The following is a 26,056-nucleotide window of genomic DNA, read 5'->3' on the forward strand; positions in this document are numbered from 1 at the left end:
CGGGCTGTGTCTGAAATTGGCGCCGTCGCCGGGTGCCGCCCGATGGATTCGGCCCCGAGCCGGGTCAGGCCTCACCCCATCAGATCGGGCACCGCGTGGCGTGGCTCGTGGCTGTCAGGCGGCTGGCACGCGGCGGCCATCAGGCTGTTCTCATCCTTGATCACGATCGACCCGTAAAAGATCTCGATCAGGCCCAGCTTCTCCCAGCTCTTGAGGCACTTGTTGATGCTTTGCCGGGACACGCCAAGGCAGTCGGCCATGCTGTCCTGAGAGGCCCTGACCAGCCGTTGCTGGTTGTGTCGTCGTTCGGAGGAGGCGCACAGCAGCAGGGCAATGCGCTCGGGGATGGGGCGCAGCACCGAGTGCTCGACCCAGGACAGCAGGCGCATGTAGCGGCTGGCGGCCAGCGTGGCCAAGTGAAGCAGCACCTCAGGATCGGTTGTGATGAGCTGTCTGAACGTGGGCTCGTCCATCACGGCCACCTCACTGATTTCAACCGCCTCGGCAAAAAAGGGTTGCGAGCCTTTGCTCAGCAGGTTGGCCTCACCAAACCAATGGCCTTCGGTCCAGATCGTGTTGCCGAACCGTTTGCCCGATTCGGCATACAGCGCCGTGCTGACTGCGCCGGTGATCACGCCGAACAGCAGGCCGCAGGGGGAGTCGGGCGAAAGCAGCACCTCGCCTCGGGCCAGGGTCCGGCGTTGTGACACGGCGCGAAGTCGCGCATCGACATGAGGGGGTGGGCGATGGATGAAATCCGTTTTGTATCTCATGGGCAACGAATAGTCTGAAGTGGACATTTTGTTGTCGGACAACAAGTGAGAATCGGGCCCGATTCTCAGGGGCGCTCGTCGAAAAGAGTTGTCGTACCACTTGGGCCCGCGATGATTACCGATGGCGGTCCATTGATCAATTCTTTTCGCTGGACAGGGCCTGGCGGGGCAGAACTTTGCCGTGGTCTGAGGCTGCGCTGCAGGGTGTCATTCAACGTCGTTCGAAATTGGCCGATTGACGATTCACGGGTGGCTTGACCGCGCATTCCGCCTGTCCGCCGCCCCGGCTCGGGGCTTGGGTTTTCAAAAAGGAGCACTGAATGTTGGCAAAAGGTCTGATTGGGCTGGTGTGTCTGATCCACGCCCTGATTTTTCTGGCTGAGACGGTTTTCTACCGAAGCTGGGGGGTCAAGGTTTTCAGAATCAAACCGGAGGACGTGGACGCCAGGGCCGCGGCCATGTCCAACCAGGGTTGCTACAACGGCTTTCTGGTGGTGGCCCTGTTGTTGGGCTTGGTGTACCCCGAACCTGGGGTGGCCAAGGCCTTTGCCACCTACGGGTTACTGTGCGTGGCGGTGGCGGGGGTCTGGGGTGCGGTGACCGTGGCCCGCAAGGTGTTGTTTGTGCAGACCGTTCCAGCAGTTCTGGGACTGGTGTTTTTATTCTGGTGACCTGGCGGGCCGATAGGCCGTTTGCAGAAGGCGCGGTCGACGCCGACGGGCTGGCCTGATCCTGCGCCGGCCCGCGCCAACCCTGCGGGCCCGGTGCTGAGCCCGACCCTGGGTGCAGGCCCCGATCGGCAAGGTTTGCCGGGGCAAGCCCCGGCCCTGGGCGGGCCCTCTCACGCGGTTTCATGCGTCAGACGGGTATCCGGGCAAAAATGCCCACCGATGCCCATGAACGATGACCCACGCGCGTCATGCCCTGGGCCTATCAAACCGACAGGAGACCGATCGATGCCAATGTCTTTTCACCCCTTGCCGCTGCAAACCCCCCAACGCCGCCGCGCCCTTTTGGGCGCCGCCAGTGCGGCGGTGTTGGGCCTCTTGGGCAGTGCTCCGTTGAGGGCACAAGAGGCCTTTCCGGCCCGCCCCATCCGATTCATCGTGCCGTATGCCGCGGGGGGCACCACCGATCTGGTGGCGCGCACGGTGGGCGCGCGCATGGCGCAGACCCTGGGGCAGCCGGTGATCATCGACAACCGCGGGGGGGCCGGCGGCAACATCGGCATGGATGCGGTGGCCAAGTCGGCCCCTGATGGCTACACCGTGGGCATGGGCGCCATTTCGACCAATGCGCTGAATCCCCACATCTACAAGAAGATGGCGTTTGACCCGCGCAAGGACTTCACGGCGGTGGGCTTGCTGGGCAACTCGACCATCGTGCTCGAGGTGGGCTCGGCACTGCCGGTGAAGAATGTGGCTGAGTTGCTGGCGCATGCGCGCAAGAACCCGGGCCTGGCGTATGCCACGGCGGGCACCGGCACCTCGATGCACCTGGCCGGCGTGTTGTTTGCCCAGCTCAGCAAGACCGATTGGGTGCACGTGCCCTACAAGGGCAGTGCGCCGCTGGTGACGGACCTGATCGGCGGGCAGGTGCCTGTGGCGTTTGACAATCTGCCCGCCTCATTGCCCCACATCCAGGCCGGCAAGCTGCGGGCGCTGGCAGTGGCGGGGGCGCAGCGCTCGCCGGCCCTGCCCGATGTGCCGACCCTGGCTGAAGCGGGGCTGAGCGATTACGCGGTCGAACCCTGGTTTGGTGTGTATGGCCCAGCGGGCCTGCCGGCTCCGGTGGTTCAGCGGCTGGAGCAGGCCCTGGCGCAGGCGTTGGCAGATCCTGCCGTGAAGGACAAGCTGGTGGCTGCGGGCTTCACGCCGCGCAGCGGCAGCGCGGCCGAACTGCAAGCCCTGACACTGCGTGAGTACGAGCGCCTGGGCAAAGTGGCCCGGCAGGCCCAGATGGGCGCTGATTGAGTGAGGGGCAGGGGTGTTGTTTGAGTGGACACGTTCTTGGCCTGACCAAGCTGGCCGCTGGGCGAACATGTTGAAATCAGCTACCCTCTCAAGTAACACTTTTGCGGCTTGACGATTTTCGTCCCCCCGCTCAGATCACAGAGCTTTCATGGACCGAATTGCCGACCTGCTGCTGGACGCCATCTGTGTGGTTGATGCCCACGGTATCTTCCAATACATCAGCCCCGCCGGTGAAGATATCTTTGGTTATGCCCCCGGGGAGATGATCGGCCGTCGCATGACCGATTTCATTGCCCCTTTTGATCAGGAGCGCACGCTGCAGGCGGCCCGGCACGTGATGGCAGGCCAGCCGCATCTGCATTTCGAGAACTGTTATGTGCGCAAGGACGGCTCTCTGGTGCACCTGATGTGGTCGGCCCGCTGGTCAGAGGAAGATCAACGGCGTTACGCCGTGGCGCGCAACGTCAGCGCGCTCAAGCAGGCCGAGGCCACGCAGGCCGCCCTGTTCGCCATCTCTGAGGCTGCGCATGCGAACGGCGACGTGCGCGAACTGATCGCCAACATCCATGCCATCGTCGGGGGCTTGATGCCGGCGCCGCACTTCAAGGTGCTGGTGCGGGATCCACAAGACGGGCGTTTCCGGATGGCCTACGACGCCCACGTCGGCCAGCCTGCGCCGTCTGACACCGATCACGAGGCGCCAGCCGATCGTCTCCTCAGTGAGGCTGCGATGGCTGGCGGGGGGCTGTTGCTGCTCACGCCGGATGACCTGCACGACAAACCCGACACTTGGCGTTCGGCCTTTGGGGCGGGCTGGGCCGCCAGGCTGGGCGTGCCCCTGAGCACGCCCGGTGGCACCCTGGGGGCCCTGATCCTGAAGCGTGACGCGGGCCACAGCCCGTGGCACGACAAAGAGCAGGCCCTGCTGCAATACGCTGCCACCCAGATCGCCACCGCCATCGAACGCAAGCAGATGCAGGCGCGTCTGCAGCACATGGCCCAGTTTGATGCGCTGACCGGGCTGCCCAACCGATACCTGTTGCACGACCGCATGGTGGGTGCGCTGGCGCGCGCCGAACGCACGGCGGGACGTCTGTCGGTGCTGTTCCTGGATCTGGACCGCTTCAAGCAGGTCAACGACACGCTGGGCCACAAGGTGGGCGACGGCTTGCTGCAAGAGGTGGCTCGCCGGATGCGGGATTGCGTGCGCGAAACCGACACGGTGGCCCGCATTGGCGGTGACGAGTTCGTGGTGCTGCTCGAATCCATCCAGGAGCCGTCACATGCCCTGCAAGTCGCCGACAAGATCCGGGCCACGCTGCAGCAGGCGCTCCGCATCGGGCGTCATACCCTGCAGATCACGCCCAGCATTGGTGTCGCCCATTACCCTGAGCATGGGGTGAGCACTGATCAACTGATGGCTCAGGCCGATGAGGCCATGTACGCGGCCAAGCGTGCGGGGCGACAGGCGTCGGTGCCCACGCACTGAGGCTGTGTTGCGGCTTTGGCGCCGGGGTTCACGCAGGGCTGGTGGCCAGTCGCAGGCGGTTCTTGAGGTTCTCGAACACCTGGCGGGTGAGTGGGTTCACAACGTGGCTGCGGATGTACAGGCGATAGATCAGGTCGGGCATGGCGGGCATGCCGTCGGCGGCCCCCAGCACCCTCAGGCCTGCGTCGAGTTGTTCCACACCCCGCGCCGTGACGCCCAGGCCCGCGTGCAAGGCGGCCCGGATGCCGATCAGGCTCGGTGCCGAGCAGCGCGCGGTCCAACTCATGCCCGCCGACTCCAACGCCTCGTGGCCCAGGCGACGGTAGATGCTGGGGCCATCGGCGGTGATCAGTGGTACCGGTTTGCGGGGGTCGTGCACATAGCCCGCACCGCAAAGCCAGACCGTGGGGGAGGAGCGCAGCACCACCCCTTCCAGCGTGCTGTCGACCCGGTTGGACAGCGCCATGTCCAGTTCGCCCCGCTTGAGCGCCTCCATCAGGAAGGGGCTTCGACCCACATGGATCTCAAGCTGCAGCAGAGGTGAATGCCGGGCGATTTCGGCCAGCAACGGTGGCAGCATGGTCTGCGCCGTGTCGTGAGGCGATCCGATGCGCAGCAGGCCCTGCAACTGCCCCTGCTGCAGGGTGCGCAGCGCTTCGTCATTGATGTTCAACAGATGGCGTGCGTAGGTCAGCAGTCGCTTGCCGTGCTCAGTCAGGCCTTTGTTTCGTCCTTGCTTTTCGAACAGGGCTTGGCCGATCTGTTCTTCCAGGCGTTGCATCTGCTGGGTGATGGCGGACTGCGTGCGCCCCAACTGGACGGCGGCGGCTGCAAAGCTGCCGAGGTTGTCGATGGCGGCGAGCGTGCGAAGGAGTTCAAGGTCCAGGGTGTCCATGTATTAATTTTATTGAAGTGTTCTATGGCTGTGCCGGATTGTTCGTGTCGCTGCGTCTCACTAAAGTGAAGCGTGTCACGAACCTTTCACGAACCCTTCAGGATCTCCTCTCCATGAACACGACATCCCCTTCCATCGCCGTGCAACGTCAACAGGCCGTGCAGGCCGGCATCGCGCAGATGAAGCAGGCCTTGCAGGGCCAGGAGCCCACCCGGGCGCGTCTCGATCAGGTGTTGGCAGAGTTGCTCAAGCTGGCGGCCGCCACGGCTTTCTGGCAAGCCGATACCTATGCCGCACCGGAAGCCGGCGAGCATCAGGCACGCTATCTGATTGCCGAAGATCCAGACCAGAGCTTTGCGCTCTACCTCAATGTGATGCGTCCCGGCAAACGCATCGTGCCGCACAACCACACCACCTGGGCCTGTGTGGCGGCGGTGGAGGGCACGGAGCACAACCGCGTGTACCAGCGCCTGGACGATGGATCGGTGCCCGGCGTGGGCCGCCTGCGCGAGACCGATTGCGTGCTGGTCGCACCCGGCTCGGGCATTGCCCTGATGCCTGAAGACATTCACTCGGTGGAAATCCATGGCGATCAGGTGATCCGCCACCTGCACATGTATGGCCGTGCGCTCGAAACCCTGAACACACGTACCAGCTATGACCTCGACGCTGGCACCTGCCAGGTGATGGGCATCGGCGTCCAGACCCGCCGCTGACCGGTGCGGCTGCGGCCGCCGCGGTCTGCTTTCTGGTTCTTGTCCCGCAACGTGCGGCGAGCCCGACGGGCTTGCTGCAGGCCTTGTTGCGCCCCAATTTTGTGTATCAGGCTCCCATGACGTCATACCTCTCACCCGCCCAATTGAAATCCTGGCTGCACGATGGCTCTGAACTGGCTGTGCTCGATGTGCGCGAACACGGTCAGTACGGCGAGGCCCATCTCTTTCATGCCGTGCCGCTGCCCTTGAGCCGACTGGAGATCGATGCGCCCCGATTGCTGCCCCGCCGCGGGGTGCGAGTGGTGGTGTACGACGCGGGCGATGACAGCCCGTGGCAGGTGGCCGAGCGCGCCGCCACGCGGCTGCAGACCCTGGGTTACGGGCAGGTCAGTGTGCTGGCGGGTGGCACCCGCGCCTGGGCCGCTGCGGGGCATGTGTTGTTTGCCGGGGTCAACCTGCCCTCGAAGACCTTTGGCGAACTGGCCGAGCAGGTCTACCACACCCCGCGCATCAGTGCCGATCAACTGGCCCAGTGGCTGGCCCAGGGCCAACCCGTCACCGTGCTGGACGGTCGACCGGTGAGCGAATTCCGCAAGATGAACATCCCTGGGGCCCTGTGTTGCCCGAACGGAGAGCTGGCCTACCGTGTGAAGACCCTGGTGCCCGACCCGTTGCGGCCCATCGTGATCAACTGTGCCGGGCGCACGCGCAGCATCATCGGCGCACAGACCCTCATCAACCTGGGCCTTCCCAATCCGGTCTACGCGCTGGAGAACGGCACGCAAGGGTGGTACCTGGCCGATCATGTGCTGGAGCACGGCGGCGGTCGACGCTACCCCGACGATTCGTGCAGTGCAGCCCTGAAGCCTGAGGCCGAGCGCCTGGCGCGTCGTTTTGAGGTGCCCTTTGTGGATGCCCGCACCGTGGGCGATTGGGCGGTCGATCCCCAGCGCAGCCTGTTTCTGTGCGATGTGCGCACGCCCGAAGAATTTGCGGCAGGCAGCCTGCCTCAGGCCCAACACACCCCTGGTGGCCAATTGATGCAGGCGGCCGACCAGTACATCGGCGTGCGGGGCGCGCGCCTGGTGTTGTTCGACAGTGACGGCGTGCGGGCACCGACCGTGGCCAGCTGGCTGCGCCAGATGGGGCACGACGCCTGCGTATTGACCGGTGGCCTGGCCAGCGGCCTGGATCTGCCCGCGGCGGAGCTGCCCAAGCCGCCCCCGCTGCAAAGCATCCAACCCGCCGAACTGGCCGCGCGCCTGCGGGCCGGTGAATTGGCCCTGATCGACCTGAGGCCTGGCATGCAGTATCGCCAGGCCCACATCGCGTCGGCCGTGTGGTCCATCCGGCCGGCGCTGCCAGGGCTTCTGAAGCGCGAAAGCCGCCAGCCTGTGCTGGTGGCAGAGCATCCCGACGTGGCGGCGTGGGCCAGCACGGAGTGGCCCGAGAACCTGCCCATGCCTTTGCTGCTGGCGGGTGGGCTGGACGATTGGCGGTCGGCGGGCTTGCCCGTGGTGGCCAGCCCGGAGTCACCCAGCGATGCGCAATGCATCGACTACCTGTTTTTTGTGCACGACCGGCACGACGGCAACAAAGAGGCCGCCCGTCGCTACCTCGCCTGGGAGACCGGCCTGGTGGCCCAGCTGGACCCCGCTGAACGCGCTGGCTTTCGCTTGCCTGCCGCGTTGCCGCACCGCAGCTGAAGGGCGCAAGCGCCGGTACAAGGCGCTGCCCCAGGCGTTTCAGAACGCCATGCCTCATGGCTTGCCTTATCGATTGTCCCCTCGCTCTGACCCACACAGGAGTTGACCCATGTCCCACCCCCTTCGCCCGATGTCGATCCCCTTCTGGCTGGCAGCCGTTGCCGTTCTGGCCGGCTGGCTGCAAGCCCCGGTGCATGCCCAGCCCTTGCCGCCGCGCAATGGCTTTCCGGTCCAGCCGATCCGCTTCATCTCGCCGTTTCCACCTGGCGGCGGCAACGATGGCACCACGCGACTGGTGACGGCGCGCCTGCAGGAGGTGACGGGCCAGGCCGCCGTGGTCGAAAACCGGGGCGGCGCCGGCGGCAACATCGGTGCCAAGGCCGTGCTCGAGTCCAAGGCGGACGGTTACACCCTGTTGTCCGGCCAGGTGTCGCTGATGGCGGTGAACCCCTCGCTGTATGCCTCGGCGGGCTTTGATCCGCAAAAGAACTTCATCCCCGTCACCCAGATCAATGCGGCGCCTCTGGCGCTGGTGGTGGCGGCGGATTCTCCGTACAAGACTTTCGCCGACCTGGCCGGTCGCACCCGCAGCCACCCGGGCACGGTGACCTACGGCTCTCCTGGCAACGGCACGCTGTCGCACTTGGCAGGGGTGATGCTGGCCAAAGACCACGGTGTGGAAATGACCCATGTGCCCTACAAGGGCGCGGGCCCGGCCATCACCGATCTGCTGGGCCGGCAGGTTGATGTGCTGCTCACCTCGACCGCATCGGTGGCAGGCATGGTGCAAAACGGCAAGATGCGCGCCCTGGCGGTGACCAGCCCGCGTCGGGTCGGCGTGTTTGCCAAGGTCCCCACGCTGGAGGAACTGGGCTATGCGAATGCGCGGTTTGAAGACTGGTATGGCTTCTTTGTGCCCGCCGGTACCCCGGCCGAGCGGGTGGCCTACCTTCATGAGGCCTTGGTGCGGGTCCTGCGTTCGCCGGAGGTGAGCCGTCAGATCACCGAGGGCGGCAGCGAGGTGGTGGCCAACACACCGGAGGCCTTTGCAGCGCAAGTGCGGCAAGACATCGAGCGCTGGTCGCGGGTGGTCAAGCTGTCGGGCGCACGGGTTGATTGAGGCCCAGCGCCTCAGCCCCACACCTGCATCCCAACCGCCAGCCCAAACCACCGCACATGACCACGAACCACACCCCATCCCATCCGGCTGGTGTCAGTCTCCAGACCCGCCTGTTGCATGCCGGGCAGACCCCCGAGCAGGCCGGAGGCCGTCCCGTCAACCCACCCCTGGTGCGGGCCAGTACCGTGCTGTTCGACAGCGTGGCGGCCCAACGCGAGATGCGCGGTCGGCGTGGCAGCGAGCGCCTGTTCACCTATGGTGCCCGTGGCACGCCCACCACCTTCGCGCTGGAAGACGCGGTCAGCGAGCTGGAAGGAGGCTATCGAACGCGCCTGTTCCCCACCGGGCTGGCGGCCGTGGGCATGACGCTGCTGGCCTACCTGAGGCCCGGCGACCATGTGCTGATGTCTGATGCGGTCTACGAGCCGGTGCGTCACCTGGCCGCCAGCTTTCTGGCCCCCTACGGCATCGACTGCAGTTTCTTCCGGGCCGACGGCCAGGATGTGGCCCGCCTGGTCCGGCCCGCGACCCGCATGGTGTATGCCGAATGCCCGGGATCGCTGGTGTATGAGATGTGCGACCTGCCTGAGTTGGCGGCCCTGGCCCATGCCCAGGGGGCCTGGCTGGTGGCGGACAACACCTGGGGCTCGGGGTGCCAGTATCGGCCGTTGGCCCTGGGGGCGGACATCTCCATCATGGCGGCCACCAAGTACCTGTCGGGTCATTCGGATGTGATGATGGGCACGGTCTGCACCACCCGGGCGGCCTGGCAAACCCTGGCCGATCGCAGCGATGCCTTCGGCATGACCGTGAGCCCCGACGACGCCTGGCTGGTGCTGCGTGGCATGCGCACGCTGTCGGCCCGCCTGCAGATGCACGAGCGCCATGCCCTGCACCTGGCGCACTGGCTGCAGGGCCGGCCCGAGGTGGCCACCGTGTTCTGCCCGGCGTTGCCCTCACACCCCGGGCACGCGCTGTGGCGGCGGGACTGCAAGGGCACCAACGGGCTGCTGTCCTTTGAGATGCAGCCCTCAATGGCGCCGCAGGCGGCTGAGCAACTGATCGATCACCTCGCCCTGTTCGGCATAGGGGCCTCGTGGGGTGGCTATGAAAGCCTGGCCACGCTGGCCGACATGAACAAGGCCCGGAGCCTGGAGGACTGGCGGGGACGGGGTGCCGTGGTGCGCCTGCACGTGGGCCTGGAGGACCCGGTCGACCTGCAGAACGATCTGGCGCAGGCGTTTGCCTCCTTGGCGCCTTTCGGCGCTGCCCTTTGAGCGGCCCTTGGATCGGCTTGCCATGAGGACCTTCTCGGATTGGCCGGCATTGCATGCCGGTGTGGGGCGCTTGCGCGTGCTGTGGCCTGGTGCCGCGATGGCCGCCTTGGTCATGGTGTCGGCCACCTTCATGGCCGAGCATTACGGGGGGCCCTTGCTGCTTTACGCGCTCTTGCTGGGCTTGGCGCTGAACTTTCTTCACGAGGATGTGCGCTGCCGTCCCGGCATCGATTTCTGCACCCGCACGGTGTTGCGCGCTGGCGTGGCCCTGCTGGGAGCGCGCATCACCCTGGGGCAGGTCAGCAGCCTGGGTGCGGGGCCGTTCTGCGTGGCCGTGGCCGGCGTGGTCAGCACGATCTGCCTGGGGGCGTGGCTGGCTGGGCGCATGCAACTGACACGCGACATGGGGCTGCTGTCGGGGGCGGCCGTCTCGATCTGCGGTGCCTCAGCGGCCTTGGCCGTGTCGGCGGTGATGCCCAGGTCCGAGGAGAACGAGCGCTGCGTGCTGCTGACGGTGGTGGGGGTGACCGGTTTTTCCACCCTGGCCATGGTCTTCTACCCGCCGCTGGCCTTGCTGCTGCAACTGCCCGATGTGGCGGCTGGCATTTTGCTGGGCGGCACCATCCACGATGTCGCGCAGGTGGTCGGGGCGGGTTCGATGATCTCGCCGCACGCGGCGGATGTGGGCATCATCGTCAAATTGTTGCGTGTGCTGTTGCTGGTGCCGGTGGTGGCCTTGCTGGCCCTGTACTGGCGTGGCCGGCACAGGGCCCGGGTATCACCCGCAGCGCCCGCGGATGCGGTCGGCCGGGCCCCTCTGGTGCCCTTGTTCCTGCTGGCATTCATGGGGCTGGTGTTGCTGAACAGCGTCGGTGGCGTGCCGGTCACGGCGGGGCGGCTGTTGGGTGACCTGTCGCGTGTCTGTCTGGTGGTGGCCATGGCGGCCCTGGGCATGAAAACCTCACTGGCCAGGCTGGTGGCGCTGGGTTGGCGGCCCGTGCTTTTGATGCTGGCCGAAACCCTGTGGCTGCTGGCCTTGTTTGTGGGCTACCTGTGGCTGGACCGGGCGGGCCACTCTTGAGTCCAGCGGGATCCCGGCGGGGAAGCACGTGAGCGGCGCACGGTGCGCTCACTCATCGTGCCCCCATCTCGCGTCCATGGCTTACCGCCGGCTTCAACGCTGTTCGTAAGGCAAGGGTTGCGGCGATGAAGCCTGCGGCGGGCTGGGCTGGGGCAGCACCTGGGGCGCCGGGCTTTCTTCGCGCGGTTCGGTGATGATGTCGTCGATCTTTTTCTGCAACGGGTCGGGTGCTGTCTCAGGTACAGGCGGCGGTGGGGCGGGCGGATTGGCCGGCATCGGCGGGGCCGGCGGGCGGGCAGGGGCCTTGGCGGGCTGTGACCAAAGGCCATGCGGCAGGTGTTGCAGCAGTCGCTGCGCCAGGCCTTGCCACAGGTCGTGAAGTTGTTGCCTGAGGCTTTCGCGGGCGCGTTGAAGCAGTCGTTGCAGCCAGTTGCTGTCGTCCGGGGGCTCGAAGCGGGTCTTGCCGTCGATCAAGCGGGCGCGCAAGGCCTTGGACACCACGTCGCCCACGATGGGCAGGGCACTGTGTGCGCCCTGGCCCCAGTAGTCGCTGCGCAGGGTGATGCGGCTGTCGTTGAAGCCCACCCAGGCGCCGGCCACCAACTGGGGCTGCATCAGGATGAACCAGCCGTCGGTGTTGTCCTGGGTCGTGCCGGTCTTGCCAGCCACGTCGGCCCGGATGCCCCAGCGGTTGCGGATGTCGGTGCCGGTGCCGCGGTCCACCACGCCGCGCAGGGTGTCGATCAGGGTGTAGGCCACGCGCTCGGGCAAGGCCGCCTCGGCGCGGGCCGGGGCCAGGTCTTCGATCACGTGGCCCTGGCGATCTTCGATTCGGGTGACCAGCGTGGGCTCCAGATAGCGCCCCTGGTGGGCGATGCTGGCATAGGCGTTGACCATCTCCTTCAAGCTGACCAGGCTGGTGCCCAGGGCGATCGAGGGCACCTCCTCGAGCTTGCTCTGGCGCACGCCCAGGGCGCGCGCCAGCCGGGCCACCTTGTCGGGGCCCACCTTTTGCACCAGTTGGGCAGTGATGGTGTTCTTGGAATAGGCCAGCCCATCGCGCAGGCTCATGGGGCGCCCGCTGGGCGGACTTTCGTCACTGGGGCGCCAGACCTCATTGCGGCCCACCGCGATCTCGATGCTCTGGTCGACCAGCGTGTCGTCAGGGCTCATGCCCTGGCGGAAGGCCTCGCCATACACAAAAGGCTTGAAGGTGGAGCCGGGCTGGCGGCGCGCCTGCTGCACGTGGTCGTAGGCGTCCTGCTCGAAGTCGCGGCTGCCCACCCAGGCCCGCACCTGGGCGTTGCGTGGGTCCAGGGCCAGAAATCCTGCTTGCAGCAAGGTCTTCTGTTGCAGCAGGCTGCGCATGAAGGGCGTGTCGGCCTGCAGCTTCTTCAGGGCCTGGGCATCGTTCAGGCCGCCGGCCAAGGCGCTGCGGTAGGCCGGGGTGTCGCGCATGAAGCCCTGCACCAACGGGTTCTTGGCGTTCCAGGTGCTGGCGCCGGCCCAGGCGGCATTGGCGACCCGTTGCAGCTGGGCGGTCTGGCGCTGCACCGCCTGGTTGGCCAGGGCCTGCAGACGCGAGTCGAGCGTGGTGCGTACCACCAGGCCATCGGTGTAGATGTTGTAGTCGTTGCGGTCGGCCCAGGCCACCAGCCATTTGCGCACTTGCTGGGCAAAGTGGGCGGCCGGTCCCGGGGGCTCGGTCTGGCGCTCGAAGTCGATGCGCAGGGGGCGGCTCTTGAGGGCCTCGAAGGCCGTGGCCGAGAGCTTGTCGCGCTTGACCATCTGGGACAGCACGATGTTGCGCCGTTGCTGCGCGCGCTCCGGGTTGAGCACCGGGTTGTAATAGCTGTTGCCCTTGAGCATGCCCACCAGGGTGGCGCTTTGCAGCACATCCAGGGCATCGGCCGAGCTGTCGAAGTAGGTGCGGGCCGCCATCTCGATGCCGAAGGCGTTGTACAGAAACGGCACGGTGTTGAGGTAGGTCTCCAGGATCTCGGGCTTGCTGTAGACGATCTCGATCTTGACCGCGGTGATGGCCTCCTTGAGCTTGCGCGTCAGCGTGGGGGCCCGGCCCACTTCGTCGGGGTACAGATTGCGCGCCAGTTGCTGCGTCAGGGTCGAGCCGCCCTGCCGGCTGCCGCCGAAGGTGCTGAGCGCCGCCGAGCCCAGGCGGCGCCAGTCCAGCCCATGGTGCTGGTAGAAGCGGTGGTCTTCGGTGGCAATCAGGGCGTCCACCACATGGGGTGAGATGCGCTTGAGAGGCACCCACTCGCGGTTGGCGCGCTTGAACTCGGTGATCAGCTTGCCGTCGGCCGACAGGATCTGCGCCGGCTGCTCCTGGTTGGCCTTGCGGATGTCCTGGATGCTGGGCGTGAACGGGATCAGCAGCACGGTGTAGAGCACCAGCCCCAGGGGCACCGCAGCCACGGCCCAGGCCACACGGCGTCGGTTCAGTCGGGCCGTCACGGCCGCGCCCAGGGCCTTGGCCAGCGCCGGGCTGCGCCGCAGCGCGGCTCCCAGGCGGGGGAGAACACGGTTGGGCGGGGAGGGGGTGGGCTCTGGGGTCTCGGGTGTCATGGCGGGCGCGGATCAGCGCGCAGTGCTGGCGCGGCGAAGGGGGGAGTGTAGGGCCTGTCGGCACAGGGCCCCCACGCATTTGGATTTGTACAAATACAATCGAGCCCACGCTGGCACAGACCCCGCGCCGGGCCATTCCATCTCACGCTCACACCATGAAACAGCATCCCCAGGTCATGCAGGCCATTCGCAGAGAGCTTTCCGACTGGCGCCTGTGGTCGGTGCGGGCGGTCGTCATGGGCTTCGCCGTGTTGTCGGGCCTCACGGTGGTGCTTTTCACCTGGCTGACCGAACAGGCTTTGCTGGCCTTTCACGCCCTGCAAGGCCTGGCCTGGTGGGCCCCTCTGTTTTGGACGCCGCTGGGCACGGCCGCCGTGGTGTGGCTGACGCGGCGTTTTGCTGCGGGCGCTGCGGGCTCGGGCATTCCGCAGGTCATGGCCGCCCTGACACTGGGCCTGCCGGCACCGGCCAGCGCCTGGTTTGTGTCACTGCGGCTGACCCTGGCCAAGATGCTGCTCACCGCCAGTGGCCTGCTGTGCGGCCTGTCTTTGGGGCGCGAAGGCCCCTCGGTGCAGATCGCGGCTGGCGTGATGCACTCGGCGCGGCGCTTTTTGAAGCCGGGTGGGCCGGTGTCGGAGCAGGGCCTGTTGATCGCGGGGGGGGCCGCCGGCATTGCCGCGGCCTTCAACACGCCGCTGGGCGGCATCATGTTTGCCATCGAAGAGTTGTCCCGCAAGCCCGAGCAGCGCAGCAACGGCCTGATCATGGCGGCCATCGTGCTGTCGGGGCTGATGGCGGTGTCGGTGTACGGCAACGCCACGTATTTCGGGGTGATCCGGCCCGGGGTGGTCGACCTCGGCCTGTTGGTGCCGGCATTGGCCGTGGCCGTGGTGTCCGGTCTGGCTGGCGGCTTGTTCTCGCGCCTGATGGTGGCCTCGCTCAGCATGGCCTCGGGCGATGTGTTCACGCGCTGGCGCCGGGCCTTCCCGGTGCGCTTTGCCGCCGGCTGCGGCCTGGCGGTGGCCGTGATGGGGCTGGCCAGCGATGGGGCCACCTTCGGCAGTGGCTACCAGCACACCCGCAGCCTGCTGGAGGGGCCGCAGCAGGCCAATCCGCTGTATGTGCTGCTGAAGTTCGCGGCCACCTGGATCACCAGCTGGTCAGGCGTGCCCGGGGGCATTTTTGCGCCTTCTCTGGCAATCGGCGCCGGCATCGGCAATGACCTGGCCCAGTGGCTCAACCCGGCGCAGGCCAGCACCCTGATCGCCCTGGGCATGGCGGGCTTTCTGGCCGCGGCCACCCAGGCACCGCTCACCGCCTTCATCATCGTGATGGAAATGGTCGATGGTCACGGCCTGGTGCTGAGCCTGATGGCCAGTGCCCTGGTGGCCAGCGGCGTGTCGCGCCTGATCAGCCTGCCGCTGTATGCCTCGCTGGCGCACCTGCAGTGGTTGCGTCTGCCGGAGGGGCTGAGGGGGCGGAGCGAGACGGCGCCATCGGCCTGAAGACCTGTTGCCGGGTGGTACGACCGGCTGGATCCTCTGTCACAAGGCGCCGAAAATTTCTCCCTGGTCGCGGTTCGATCCCGACCACAACGCATCGCTTCTGGCGATATCTTGGATTTATCGGTTGGAGCGATTTATTGCATTTATCGACAATAGCGATACAATGAAAGTATCAGCATTGGCGATACTTTCGCCTCACCACGCCCCATGAATCAACTGCTCTCTGTCCCTAGCCAAGTCGGACTCGTCCTTCGAGCCGTGCGCAAAAGCGCCAAGATGAGCCAGAAGCAGCTGGCCGCAAAACTTGGCTTGAGCCAAAACCGCGTGTCCGAACTGGAGACTGACCCGGGCTCCATGCGCGTGGATCAACTGCTTGCCGTCATATCCGTTCTGGGCCTCGAATTGCAAGTGCAGACCCGGGGCGGCTCGCCCGTTGCCGGAAGCGAGGGCGGCCGAGGCGAACCGACCGCTGGTAAGGTGGAGTGGTGATCATGGGGCGTGCAACGCGTGTTCGCGCCCTCTCCGTCTGGGCCAATGGGGAGCGGGTGGGCACCTGGACACTCCCTGCCCGTGGCGATATGGAGTTCGTCTACGACGCTGCCTGGATGGCCTCGGCGGCGGGTCGACCACTGTCTCTGTCCATGCCTTTCACGGGCGCGCAGGCGCTGCGCGGGGCCCCGGTCAACAACTACTTCGAAAACCTGTTGCCCGATAGCGAGCCCATCCGAAAGCGCCTGGCCACCCGATTCAAGACAGACACCCTGGAGGCATTTGATCTGCTCGAAGCCATCGGACGTGATTGTGTGGGCGCCATCCAGCTACTCGGCGCTGACGAGTCGCCGGTCAACGTCGCAAGCATCGAGGGCACGCCACTCAACGAGGGTGAGGTGGAGGAACTGCTGCAGCTGGCTGTGGGCTCAGGCCCGCACCCGGGCGTGGAAGATGATGAAAACTTCCGCATCTCGCTTGCGGGCGCCCAAGAGAAGACGGCGCTCTTGTGGCATGACGGCCAATGGAAACGTCCCCATCGCTCCACGCCCACCACGCACATCCTGAAGCTGCCCATCGGACTTGTGGGTGCACGCAAGGCCGATTTTGGAACCTCGGTGGAAAACGAGTGGCTCTGCATGGAACTGATGCGTGAATTCGGTGTGCCGACAGCCACAACGGAAATTCTCCAGTTCGGGAGCCAAAAGGTTCTCTCTGTCGAGCGATTCGACAGGCAGATGCATTCGTCAGGCACCTGGCTGCTACGCCTTCCCCAAGAAGATTTCTGCCAAGTCAGTGGCACAGCGCCCCACCGCAAGTACGAGGCTGATGGCGGACCCGGTATGGCGGACATCGCCAGGGTGCTCTCTGGCTCCGTGAACGCGGAGATTGACCTCAAGAATTTTCTGAAGACGCAGTTGCTATTTTGGATGCTCGCCGCGCCTGACGGTCACGCCAAGAACTTCAGCCTGCGCATCTTGCCACTTGGCCGCTACACGCTCACGCCGATGTACGACGTGATGTCCATCTGGCCCGTTGAAGGAAACCGCGCAAACCAGTTTTCTTGGTACAAAGCCAAGCTCGCCATGGCGCTGCAAGGCAAGAATCGGCACTACAGCTTCAAGGACATTCAGCGTCGCCACTTCAACGCAACCGCAGAAAAGTTCTTCCAGCGCGAAAGTGCAGAGGATGTCATCAAGGAAGTGCTTGAGGACCTGGAGCAGGCCATCGCAGGTGTCACAGCTCGACTGCCCACGGGCTTCCCGGAGAGGGTCGCCATTTCAGTTTTCGAGGGCCTGCGGCGCACGGCCCAAATTCTGGCCGACTCGACACCCTAAATCGCGCGTTCGCTTGACTTGGAAGGCTGCTGAGTTACGAACTCCGAAATTCGAGGGCTAGCTCAGTCAATAAAATCCCCCCATGACCGACCACAAGACCATCGCCACCCACAGTGGCACCTTCCACGCCGACGACGTTTTTGGCGTGGGCGTGCTCATGGGGGTGCATCCCTCGCACACCCTGATCCGAACCCGCAAGAACGAACTGATCGAGGCCGCCGATTTCGCGGTCGATGTCGGCGGGCAGTGGGACGCGGCGCGTGGGCGTTTCGACCACCACCAGCGCGGCTTTGACGGCGCTCGCCCGGCCCGATGGGTGGACGGCGCAAGCCAGCCCGGCGTGGGCTATGCCAGTGCCGGCCTCGTGTGGGCCGCCCATGGCACCGACTATGTGCGCGCGCTGGCGCAGGCCCAGGGCCATGCGCTGGACGACGCGGCGGTGGCCGAGGTGGTGCGTTCGCTCGATGCCTCGCTGGTGCAGTACCTCGACATCGTGGACACCGGCCAGGGCGATGTGGCCCCGGGCATCTTCGGCCTGTCGGCCCTGGTCTCGCAGCTCAACACCCATTGGATGGACGAGCAGGGCCTGACGCAGGACACCAAGGCCGCTCTGCAGGAGACCCGCTTCCGTGAGGCGATCGCCATCACCCGCCGCTTTCTGGACCACGCCATCGTGCGCAAGATCTCGCAGCTGCGCGCCAAGGAAACCGTGCGCAATGCCCCGCGCCTGCTCGACGGGCGCGTGCTGCACCTGCGTGAGGGCGGCATGCCCTGGACCCACGTGGTGCTTGAAGAAATGCCTGAGGTGCTGCTGGTGATCTACCCCGATTCGGATGGCGACCAATACCAGATCAAGACCGTGCCGATCGAGCCCGGTTCGTTCACCGCCAAGATGGACCTGCCCGAAGCCTGGGCCGGCCTGCGCGAGCAGGAGATGGCGGCCGTCACCGGGGTGGCCGACAGCGTGTTCTGCCACATGAACCTGTTCATTGCCGGCGCCCGCAGCCAGGCCGGTGCCGTGCGCCTGGCTGAACTGGCCCTGCAATCCGCCGGTCGCTGAAGCCTCGGGCAAGGCCGGCAGTTTTCCCTGCAAACCCTGAACAACACTGTGGATAAGCCGTGCCCAGGGGGCTGAAAGCCAGGGTAAGTACTTGATTCACAAGGGCTTGTGTTGCGCTGCTCAATGATTGGGCAGTTGCTGGCGCTGGGCTTGGTGGTGGGCTGTCGGGCTCATTTATCCGAAATGATCTTGGTTCGGATCAATCATCTGGAGCGAGATGACAATGGATAAATCGGGGCTCTTGGCACCTTGTTACGCGAGAGCCAAGTCAGAGCGTGTGTCCGTTCTATGATCCAGAGGTGTCGGTTCACCGCTGCCGTCCCGGGCTCGCTGGAGTCGGGCGCCTGCTGGGGGCCGACATCGCCCCCAACCCAAGCATCTGCATTGCCATGTCGCACACCTTCGCCCAGGACATCTACACCGAGCCCGCCAACCTTGACTTCAACACCCTGGCCAACCTGGGCCCGCTGGCCCCCATGGCCGGCGTGTGGGAGGGCAACCGTGGGCTGGACGTCAAACCCAAGGCCGACGGCCCGCGCAAGCAGGCCTATGTCGAGCGCATCGAGCTGCAACCCATCGACCCGCAGACCAACGGCCCGCAGCTGCTGTATGGCCTGCGCTACCACGTGCACGTGGTCAAGCCCGGCCAGACCAAGACCTACCATGACCAGGTCGGCTACTGGCTGTGGGAGCCGGCCACCGGCACGGTGATCCAGACCCTGGCCATTCCACGCGGCCAGATCGCCATGGCGGTGGGCCAGGCAGCCCCCGATGCCACCCGCTTCGAGCTGGTCTCCACCCTGGGCGACACGCATGCCAACATCAGCTCCAACCCGTTTCTGGATCACGCCTTCAAGACGGTGGAGTACCGCATCGAGGTCACCATCCACCCCGACGGCAGTTGGGGCTACAGCGAAGACACGGTGATGATGATCCGGGGCCAGACCGAGCCCTTCCACCACACCGATCGCAACCACCTGTTCAAGGTGGCCGAACCCACGCCCAACCCGATGGCTCGCCCGGCCTGAGGGCGCCCAGAGCGGGCCCAGCCCTCGGCTCGCTCGATCCTGGCAAGGAGCCCATCCATGACCCAGCCCATTTCTGCTTCTGAGACCCTGCCGGTGCACCAGGCCGCCCAACAAGGGTTCTCGCAAGCCGCCCAGGCCTACGCCCAGGGCCGCCCCGACTACCCGGCCGAGTTGCTGCCCTGGCTGCAGCAGGCCCTGGGCCTGGGCCCGGCCAGCCGGGTGCTGGACCTGGGGGCTGGTACCGGCAAGTTCACCCGCTTGCTGGCCCGCACGGGCGCTCAGGTGGTCGCGGTTGAACCGGTGGCTGAAATGCGGGCCCAGTTGACGGCTGCGCTACCGGGCGTGAGCGCCCTGGGTGGCACGGCCGAGGCGTTGCCCTTGCCCGACGCCTCGGTCGATGCGGTGGTTTGCGCGCAGGCCTTCCACTGGTTTGCCACCGAGGCCGCGCTGCAAGAGATCCACCGCGTGCTGCGCCCCGGCGGCTGCCTGGGCCTGGTCTGGAACGTGCGCGACGAATCGGTCGATTGGGTGGCCAGGCTGACCGAGCTGATCACACCGCATGAAGGCGATGCGCCGCGCTTCTACAAGGGCGATTGGCGCAAGCCTTTCACAGGGCGCTGGTTCACGCCCTTGGCGCTGAGCCGTTTCAGTTACCAGCATGTGGGCCCGCCGGCCCAGGTGATCGTGGACCGATTCATGTCGGTCAGCTTCATCGCCGCATTGCCGCCCGACAAGCAGGACGTGGTGCGTCAACAATTGCAAAACCTCGTCGCCCACCACCCGGCCCTGAGCGGCCAGGCCACGGTGGCCTTTCCATACCAGACCGAGGCATACCTGTGCCAACGGCTCTGAATCCACGGTGGGCCGGGGCGCTCAGGTGGGGCGGCTGGCGGCCAGTTCGGCCTTGATCCAGCGGCAGAATGCCCTGGCCGAATCCGGTTGGGCACAACGCGGGTGGATGAACGCCAGGTAACTGCCCTCGCCGCGCACACGCTCCAGTGGCAACTCGTTCAGCAGGCCTTGTTGAAGATGGCTGGCCACCAAAAACGACGGCGCCACCAGCACCCCAGCGCCACTCAGGGCCGCCGCGATGGCCAGAAAGTAATGATCGAATCCGGCCTGGATGTGCAGCCCGCCAGCACCCAGCCCCTGGCGCTGAGACCACAGGGCCAGCACATCAGGCCGCGATCGCGCCACCAGCAAGGGCCAGCTTGATACCGGTTTGTGATGCCAGCGGCGCAGTTGCTCGGGCGTGGCCACGGCCACCAGCTCCTCGTGGGCCAGGTGCCACTGCTCGGCATGCCCCAGGTTCAGATCGCGTGTCACCAGCACATCAAAGGCATCGTCGGGTTGGGGCATGGCCAGCGAGGTGGTCAGCTCGACGCTGATGTGGTGGGCCGCCTGAAAGCGGGCCAGTGCCGGGATCAGCACTGCCATGGCCAGCGAAGGCAAGGAGGTGCGCACCTGCAACACCGAAGGTCCGGCGTTGCGGCTGCGCAATTGCTGACTGGTCAGCTCGATGGTGGCCATCGCATCCTGGACCGTGTCGAAGTACAGGCGCCCAGCTTCGGTCAGGCTCAGGCCCGTGCCGCTGCGCTGGAACAGCACTTGGCCCAGCCAGGACTCCAGGGTGGCCACATGGCGACTGACGCCACTTTGCGTCAGCCCCAGGTGTTGAGCCGTGCGCTTGAAGCTGCCCCAGCGCGCCGCCTCGACAAACACCCGCACGGCGTTCAACGGCACCTGCTGTGGCCGCCCAGGCCGGGGCCGATCTGGTGTTGGCTGCGCTGGGGCGGTGTGATCGGGGAGGGTGGGGGTATCTGATTGACTCATGATGGGTATGCATTTTCCTCAATCCGGGTCACGGCTTGAGCCGGACTCGCGGCATCATGCCCGCCATGATTTCGATCACAACACCTGCCCCCGCACCCGAGGCTTCCGCCGTCGTCCCCTCGGCCGCCCGGCGCAACCTGTGGGCCGCCAGCGCGGCCCACGCCGTGCACGACGGCATGACCGACCTGATCTATGTGCTGCTGCCCCTCTGGCAGAGTCAGTTTGGCCTGTCGTTGGCCTTCACCGGAGCCCTGCGTGGCCTGTATGCCGCCTGCATGGCCGGTTTCCAGGTGCCGGCCACGCGTCTGGCCAGGCGTTGGGGACGGCCCGCCTTGCTGGTGGGGGGGACCTTGCTGGTGGCGCTGGCCTACCTGGTCGCTGGCTTCAGTGGTGCCTTGCCGGTGGTGTGCGCTGCGCTCTTGCTTGGAGGCCTGGGTGCCAGCACCCAGCACCCTTTGGCTTCGGCCCTGGTGGCCGATGCGTATGCCGGCGACCGTTTGCAGGCCCGGCGGGCGCTGGCCACGTACAACTTTGCCGGCGACATGGGCAAGACGGCTGTGCCGGCCTTGGTGGGCGGTCTGACGATGTGGCTCAGTTGGCAACACAGCCTGATCGCGGTGGGCCTGCTGGGACTGGCGGCTGCCGCCGGACTGGCCTGGCTGTTGCGGGCCGAACCTGCGCAGGTGCAGCCCGCCGTGGCGGCCCCGGCCGAGCCCGCCGTGCAAAGGCTTGGCGACGCAGTCGCCCCACCCCCCTGGGGTCTGATGGCCCTGGCCGCCACGGGGGTGGTGGACAGCGGCACGCGCATGGGCTTTCTGACCTTCTTGCCCTTTGTATTGACCACCAAGGGCGCGGGTACCGCCGGCATCGGCCTGGCGCTGGGCCTGTTGTTTGTGGGCGGTGCCCTGGGCAAGCTGTGGTGTGCGGTGCTGGAACGCCGTCTGGGCACGATGCGCACGGTGTGGTTCACCGAAGGGGCCACGGCCTTGTGCATTTTGGGGACCTTGCTGCTGCCCTGGTGGGGGGCACTGGCACTGATGCCCCTGTTGGGCCTGATGCTCAACGGCACCTCATCGGTGCTGTACGGCTGCGTGCCCGATCTGGTGACACCCGCGCGGCGTGACCGGGCCTTCGCCCTGTATTACACCGCCACCATCGGGGCCGGTGCCATCGCCCCCAGTGCGTTCGGCGGGTTGGGGGACTGGCTGGGCGTGGTGTCGGCCATGCAGTGCGTGGCGGGCTTCGTGCTGCTCACGCTCCCCTTGATCTGGTGGGTTCGGCGGGCGCTGGCCGTGCAGGGCAGGGCCTGAGGCTTTCCAGACGGTTGCTCAGTCCTTGGTGCCCTGCGCCTTGGGTTGCCAGCCTGCCAGTTGCCGACGCCACCGGCCCAGCGCGCTGTCGGGCTGGGCTTCGGCCGCGCGGACCGAGGCGGCCATCAGCTGATCGAGCAGGGCTTGTTGCTCGGCATTGGGCGCCTCCGGAAAACTGGGCACCACTTTGACGATGTAGTCGCCACGCGGGCCGTTGGGCCGCTCGGGAAAGCCCTGACCGCGCAAGCGGTACACCAGGGCATCGCGGTTCAGTCGCATGTGCTGCAGGCCCTCGGGGGCGGGCACCTCCACCCATTGATTGGCCGCCCAGGCGTAGCCGCACACAGGGATCTCGCATCGCAGTTGCCCGTCTTCCAGCACAAAGAAGGGGTGAGGCTCGATGTCGAGGCGCAGTTCCAGGGCCAGTTCCATGCCATCGTGCAGGGTGCCGGGCACGCTGAGTTCGTCGCCGGCGCGCACACCGGGCGGGATGCGCACATGCCGCCGGTAGTTGACCGAACGCTGGCCCGTGCCCTCACAAAGGGTGCAGTGTTGATGCTCGCGACCGTCGCCAGCGCAGTCGGGGCAGGTTTCCTGGGTCCACAGCCAGCCAAACAGGGCGGCCTTGGCGCGTGTGCCTTTGCCCTGGCAGCCCGGGCAGGCGCTGGGCAGCATCCGGTGGCCCTGCCCCTGGCAGGCTGTGCAGGCATGGGTAAAGCGGCCCCGCAGGGTGCGCACGCAGCCCAGCGTGGCTTCCTCGATGGACAGGCTGACCTGGCGCACCGTCACTTCCCGGGGTGGGGGGGGCTTGGTCTTGTGGCTGGATTTGTCGGCCGCTGGCGGGCGCGCTGGCTGCGCCGGGGGCGGTGGCGGCGTGGGGGCCGGCTCGGGGGGGGCATCGCGCAAGGCGCGCAGGTGGTGGTAGGCCTTGTTGATGCGCTGGGTGCGGCTGGCCGCGTCGCGGCTGGGGTTGCGGTCGGGGTGCCAGCGCGACACCAGGCGGCGCCAGGCGGCTTTCAACTGGTCATCACTGGCGGTAGGGGGCAGGCCCAGTTCGCGGTAGGCCTCGTGCTTGTCCATGGGGGTCTGTTTCTTGGCGTGGCGGGCCGGCCACCGGGGCAGGTGCCCGCGGGCCATCGGGGCCAGGGGCGCATGGTAGCAGGCCGCCGGGCTGCCCTCGGCGCAGACTGTGAAAGAACGTCAGCCCAGCGCCGCCACCCTCTGGGGGCGGCGGGTGCAGTCACGAACCATTGGATACACCTGGCCTCAGCCCGCAAAGCCCTGCAGCACGTTGACCACGTTGATGCCCACCTCGGCCACGGCGTAGCCGCCTTCCATCACGAACACCGTGGGCAGCCCGGCCTGGGCGATGGCGGCCCCAACCTGCAGATAGTCGGCGCTGGCCAGCTTGAACTGCGAAATCGGGTCACCTTCAAAGGTATCGACCCCCAGTGACACCACCAGCGCCTCGGCGCCGAAGGCCGCGATGGCGTCCAGCCCTTGTTGCAGGGCAGCCCGCCAGGTGGCGAAGTCGCTGCCGGTGGGCAGGGGCAGGTTCAGGTTGCAGCCCTGGCCCTCGCCGTCGCCGGTTTCGTCGGCATACCCCAGGTAGAAGGGGTATTCGGTGCGCGGGTCGCCGTGCACCGATACCGTCAGCACATCGGCACGCTCGTAAAAAATGGTCTGGGTGCCGTTGCCGTGGTGGTAGTCGATGTCGAGCACGGCCACGCGTTGGGCACCGGCATCGCGCAGGGTCTGGGCTGCCACGGCGGCGTTGTTGATGAAGCAGTAGCCGCCAAAAAAGTCTGGTCCGGCATGGTGGCCAGGTGGGCGTGTGAGGGCCATGGCCGCCCGCGACTCTGGTGCAGGCCCGCTCACCGCCTGCGCGGCTTCGATGGCGCAGCGTGCACCGGCCAGGGCCGCTGTCCAGGTGCCGGCGGTGATGGGGCTGCCTGAGTCAAACGAAAAGCGCCCCAGGCGCGCCGTGAAGTTGGTGCTGGGGGCCTCGTGCCTGAAGCCGCGCACCGGCCAGATCGAGGGCAGGATGTCGAGCTCGGCATTGGCCGGGTTCAGGGCCACCCAGTCGTCCCAGGCGCGGGCCAGAAAATCCAGGTAAGGCGCGCTGTGCACGCGGTGCAGAGGGGCCAGATCCGCCTCGCCGGGCTGGCGTAACACGCCCACGGGGCGGCGCTGCAGCTCGCTCATCACATAGTCAAGCCGGCTGGGGTTTTCGTGGCAGGGCACCAGGCGGCCGCGGAACATTTCCTGACGGCCATCGTGCAAGTGGTGCTGGGGGTTGTGAAAAATGATCATGCGGGCGCCGACAAGCTCAAAAGGGAAGGTCGGAGTTTAGCCACCGGGGCAGCTGCGGCGCGCGGCCGCCCCGGTTTCAATCGGCGTGGATGCCGGCGCTTTTCACGATCTGCGCATAGCGCGTGTACTCGGTACTGACCTGCTGGGCAAAAGCCTGGCGCGACAGGCTGGCCGCGTCGATGCCCTGGGCCGCCAGTTCCTTGCGTGCGGCCGGGCTGCGCAGAATGCGATTGACCTCGCCGGCCAGCGGCTCCAGCACGGCCTGGGGCGTGCCGGCCGGCGCAAACAAGCCGAACCAGGTGCCGGCCCGAAAGCCCGCATACGTTTCGGCCACGGTGGGGATCTCGGGCAGCAGCGCATTGCGCTGTTCGCCCGAGGTGGCCAGGGCCACCACGCGGCCGCTGCGGATGTGGGGCAGGGCCGGCCCGATGGCGATGAACATCAGGTCCACCTGGCCTGCAATCACGTCTTGCAGGCCGAGCGGCCCGCCGCGGTAGGGAATGTGGGTGGCGTAGATGCCGGCGCGCTGCTTGAGCATCTCCATCGCAAACTGCAGCGCGCTGCCGTTGCCTGCCGAGGCATAGTTGAGCCGGCCCGGCTGGGCCTTGGCGGCGCGCACAAAATCACCCACGCTTCGCAGCCCGGACTTGGGGTGGGCCACAAGCACAAAGTCGATCTGCCCCAGCGGCGCCACGGGCAGCAGATCACGCCTTGCGTCGTAAGGCAGGTTTTTTTGCAGGTTGGGCAAGATGGTGATCGGTCCGTCACCGCCCACCAACAGGTTGTAGCCGTCGGGCGCCGCCTTGGCCAGGGCATCGGCGGCCAACACGCCGGCGGCGCCGGTGCGGTTGTCCACCACCACGCTCTGGCCCCAGCTTTCGCTCAGGCGGTTGCCCACGTAGCGCGCCAGCACATCCGGGGCACTGCCCGGGGTGTTGTGCACGGTCAGGTGTACCGGTCGGCTCGGATAGCCCTGGGCGGCGGCCCCTTCGGCCAAGCCAGCGCCCGCCAGCAACAGCAGAGTCAGTCGAACGGCGGCCAGAAAAGCGGGTTTGAACGGCATGGAGGCGGGGATCAGCGGCAATGGAGGAGCGGGGGCCCGATTCTGTGCGCCGCATCCCAAGACGCCAACCATTCATTTTTCATATGCTTAGATGCCGCCGCATGGGGAAGCCTCCTGGGGTGTTGTGGCAGGCCGGTTCCGGGTGGGCGAATGAAAAAAGGGCACCGGAGGCCCGGTGCCCTGAAAGTCTTGAAGAAAGCAAAGTCTCGTGCCCACAGGGCCCCGGTCGATCCGGTGAACAAGGGGGCCGGGCAGCCCTGGCAGAGGCGGGGCCCGACCTGTCCTGATTCACGCTGGCTTCTACAGGGGCGCCCGGGGCCAGGGGTCAGAACGCCAGGCGCAGGCCGATGTCAAAGCCGGTGGAGTTGCCATTAACGTTGTTGGCGCCGGTGACGGGGCCGAGGGCGCCGGAGCCATAGGAGTTGGCGGCCATGGAGGCGCCGCCGGAGTTGCTGACGCGGGCCAGGGTGGCGTAGGCGGCGGTGCGCTTGGAGAGGTTGTAGAC

The 26,056-nt window shown here is 66.6% G+C and carries 22 protein-coding genes and 1 pseudogene; 15 read left to right on the plus strand and 8 right to left on the minus strand.

The window, feature by feature from the left end; all coding sequences use genetic code 11:
* Positions 1-71: 71 nt before the first annotated feature.
* Positions 72-773 (minus strand): Crp/Fnr family transcriptional regulator, encoded by a 702-nt coding sequence (locus AC07VS_RS22640; RefSeq protein ID WP_492345640.1) that lies wholly within the window; start codon positions 771-773, stop codon positions 72-74.
* A gap of 320 nt (positions 774-1,093) precedes the next feature.
* Here AC07VS_RS22640 and AC07VS_RS22645 point away from each other — a divergent pair, with 320 nt between their 5' ends.
* The 3 genes from AC07VS_RS22645 to AC07VS_RS22655 all read left to right on the plus strand — a co-directional run bounded on the left by AC07VS_RS22645 (position 1,094) and on the right by AC07VS_RS22655 (position 4,235).
* On the plus strand, positions 1,094-1,444 hold the full coding sequence (locus AC07VS_RS22645; RefSeq protein WP_492345641.1) for a DUF1304 domain-containing protein: 351 nt from the start codon (positions 1,094-1,096) through the stop codon (positions 1,442-1,444).
* Positions 1,445-1,735: 291 nt separating this feature from the next.
* Positions 1,736-2,746, plus strand: coding sequence for a Bug family tripartite tricarboxylate transporter substrate binding protein (locus AC07VS_RS22650; RefSeq protein WP_492346155.1), 1,011 nt, complete (start codon positions 1,736-1,738; stop codon positions 2,744-2,746).
* 148 nt (positions 2,747-2,894) lie between these two features.
* Positions 2,895-4,235 carry a diguanylate cyclase domain-containing protein gene (locus AC07VS_RS22655; RefSeq protein WP_492345642.1) on the plus strand — a complete coding sequence of 447 codons (1,341 nt, stop codon included), beginning with the start codon at positions 2,895-2,897 and terminating at the stop codon, positions 4,233-4,235.
* A gap of 28 nt (positions 4,236-4,263) precedes the next feature.
* Here AC07VS_RS22655 and AC07VS_RS22660 read toward each other — a convergent pair whose 3' ends face one another.
* Entirely contained in the window at positions 4,264-5,130 is an 867-nt protein-coding gene (locus AC07VS_RS22660) for a LysR substrate-binding domain-containing protein (protein WP_494752091.1), read from the minus strand.
* 113 nt (positions 5,131-5,243) lie between these two features.
* Here AC07VS_RS22660 and AC07VS_RS22665 point away from each other — a divergent pair, with 113 nt between their 5' ends.
* The 5 genes from AC07VS_RS22665 (at position 5,244) to AC07VS_RS22685 (ending at position 11,030) form a co-directional block, all read left to right on the plus strand.
* Positions 5,244-5,846 (plus strand): cysteine dioxygenase family protein, encoded by a 603-nt coding sequence (locus tag AC07VS_RS22665; RefSeq protein ID WP_494752092.1) that lies wholly within the window; start codon positions 5,244-5,246, stop codon positions 5,844-5,846.
* A 116-nt stretch (positions 5,847-5,962) separates the two neighbouring features.
* On the plus strand, positions 5,963-7,552 hold the full coding sequence (locus AC07VS_RS22670) for a rhodanese-like domain-containing protein (RefSeq protein WP_494752093.1): 1,590 nt from the start codon (positions 5,963-5,965) through the stop codon (positions 7,550-7,552).
* Positions 7,553-7,682: 130 nt separating this feature from the next.
* Positions 7,683-8,672: a Bug family tripartite tricarboxylate transporter substrate binding protein gene (locus AC07VS_RS22675; protein ID WP_494752106.1), complete on the plus strand. Its 990-nt coding sequence runs from the start codon at positions 7,683-7,685 to the stop codon at positions 8,670-8,672.
* Between the two features lie 56 nt (positions 8,673-8,728).
* On the plus strand, positions 8,729-9,949 hold the full coding sequence (gene metC / locus AC07VS_RS22680) for a cystathionine beta-lyase (RefSeq protein WP_494752094.1): 1,221 nt from the start codon (positions 8,729-8,731) through the stop codon (positions 9,947-9,949).
* Positions 9,950-9,971: 22 nt separating this feature from the next.
* Positions 9,972-11,030: a YeiH family protein gene (locus tag AC07VS_RS22685; protein WP_494752095.1), complete on the plus strand. Its 1,059-nt coding sequence runs from the start codon at positions 9,972-9,974 to the stop codon at positions 11,028-11,030.
* 93 nt (positions 11,031-11,123) lie between these two features.
* On the opposite strand, the gene AC07VS_RS22690 is transcribed toward AC07VS_RS22685, so the two are convergent.
* Positions 11,124-13,613, minus strand: a complete 2,490-nt coding sequence (locus AC07VS_RS22690; protein ID WP_494752096.1) for a penicillin-binding protein 1A — start codon at positions 13,611-13,613, stop codon at positions 11,124-11,126.
* A gap of 155 nt (positions 13,614-13,768) precedes the next feature.
* On the opposite strand from AC07VS_RS22690, the gene AC07VS_RS22695 reads away from it, so the two are divergent.
* The 6 genes from AC07VS_RS22695 (at position 13,769) to AC07VS_RS22720 (ending at position 19,884) form a co-directional block, all read left to right on the plus strand.
* Positions 13,769-15,118, plus strand: coding sequence for a chloride channel protein (locus AC07VS_RS22695; RefSeq protein WP_494752097.1), 1,350 nt, complete (start codon positions 13,769-13,771; stop codon positions 15,116-15,118).
* A 207-nt stretch (positions 15,119-15,325) separates the two neighbouring features.
* Positions 15,326-15,607 carry a helix-turn-helix domain-containing protein gene (locus AC07VS_RS22700; protein ID WP_019572716.1) on the plus strand — a complete coding sequence of 94 codons (282 nt, stop codon included), beginning with the start codon at positions 15,326-15,328 and terminating at the stop codon, positions 15,605-15,607.
* Between the two features lie 2 nt (positions 15,608-15,609).
* A complete protein-coding gene (locus AC07VS_RS22705) occupies positions 15,610-16,944 on the plus strand; it encodes a type II toxin-antitoxin system HipA family toxin (protein WP_494752098.1) in 1,335 nt (444 codons plus the stop codon).
* An 82-nt stretch (positions 16,945-17,026) separates the two neighbouring features.
* Positions 17,027-18,004, plus strand: a complete 978-nt coding sequence (locus AC07VS_RS22710; RefSeq protein ID WP_492345652.1) for an MYG1 family protein — start codon at positions 17,027-17,029, stop codon at positions 18,002-18,004.
* Positions 18,005-18,393: 389 nt separating this feature from the next.
* The gene (locus AC07VS_RS22715) at positions 18,394-19,032 is read left to right on the plus strand and encodes an FABP family protein (protein ID WP_492345653.1); all 639 of its coding nucleotides are present in this window, start codon (positions 18,394-18,396) and stop codon (positions 19,030-19,032) included.
* Positions 19,033-19,089: 57 nt separating this feature from the next.
* Positions 19,090-19,884 (plus strand): class I SAM-dependent methyltransferase, encoded by a 795-nt coding sequence (locus AC07VS_RS22720; RefSeq protein WP_494659128.1) that lies wholly within the window; start codon positions 19,090-19,092, stop codon positions 19,882-19,884.
* 21 nt (positions 19,885-19,905) lie between these two features.
* On the opposite strand, the gene AC07VS_RS22725 is transcribed toward AC07VS_RS22720, so the two are convergent.
* Entirely contained in the window at positions 19,906-20,865 is a 960-nt protein-coding gene (locus tag AC07VS_RS22725; protein ID WP_494752099.1) for a LysR family transcriptional regulator, read from the minus strand.
* A gap of 56 nt (positions 20,866-20,921) precedes the next feature.
* Here AC07VS_RS22725 and AC07VS_RS22730 point away from each other — a divergent pair, with 56 nt between their 5' ends.
* Complete coding sequence (locus tag AC07VS_RS22730; RefSeq protein WP_494752100.1) at positions 20,922-22,175, plus strand: MFS transporter; 1,254 nt, start codon at positions 20,922-20,924, stop codon at positions 22,173-22,175.
* Between the two features lie 18 nt (positions 22,176-22,193).
* Here AC07VS_RS22730 and AC07VS_RS22735 read toward each other — a convergent pair whose 3' ends face one another.
* The 4 genes and pseudogenes from AC07VS_RS22735 to AC07VS_RS22750 all read right to left on the minus strand — a co-directional run.
* Positions 22,194-23,255, minus strand: a complete 1,062-nt coding sequence (locus AC07VS_RS22735) for a DnaJ C-terminal domain-containing protein (protein WP_494752101.1) — start codon at positions 23,253-23,255, stop codon at positions 22,194-22,196.
* Positions 23,256-23,441: 186 nt separating this feature from the next.
* The gene (locus AC07VS_RS22740) at positions 23,442-24,488 is read right to left on the minus strand and encodes a histone deacetylase family protein (protein ID WP_494752102.1); all 1,047 of its coding nucleotides are present in this window, start codon (positions 24,486-24,488) and stop codon (positions 23,442-23,444) included.
* A gap of 76 nt (positions 24,489-24,564) precedes the next feature.
* Positions 24,565-25,551, minus strand: a complete 987-nt coding sequence (locus tag AC07VS_RS22745; RefSeq protein WP_494752103.1) for a Bug family tripartite tricarboxylate transporter substrate binding protein — start codon at positions 25,549-25,551, stop codon at positions 24,565-24,567.
* A gap of 325 nt (positions 25,552-25,876) precedes the next feature.
* Positions 25,877-26,056: pseudogene (locus AC07VS_RS22750) on the minus strand (porin); the annotation flags it as partial.

This window comes from Curvibacter sp. GW821-FHT01G03 (assembly GCF_059422285.1).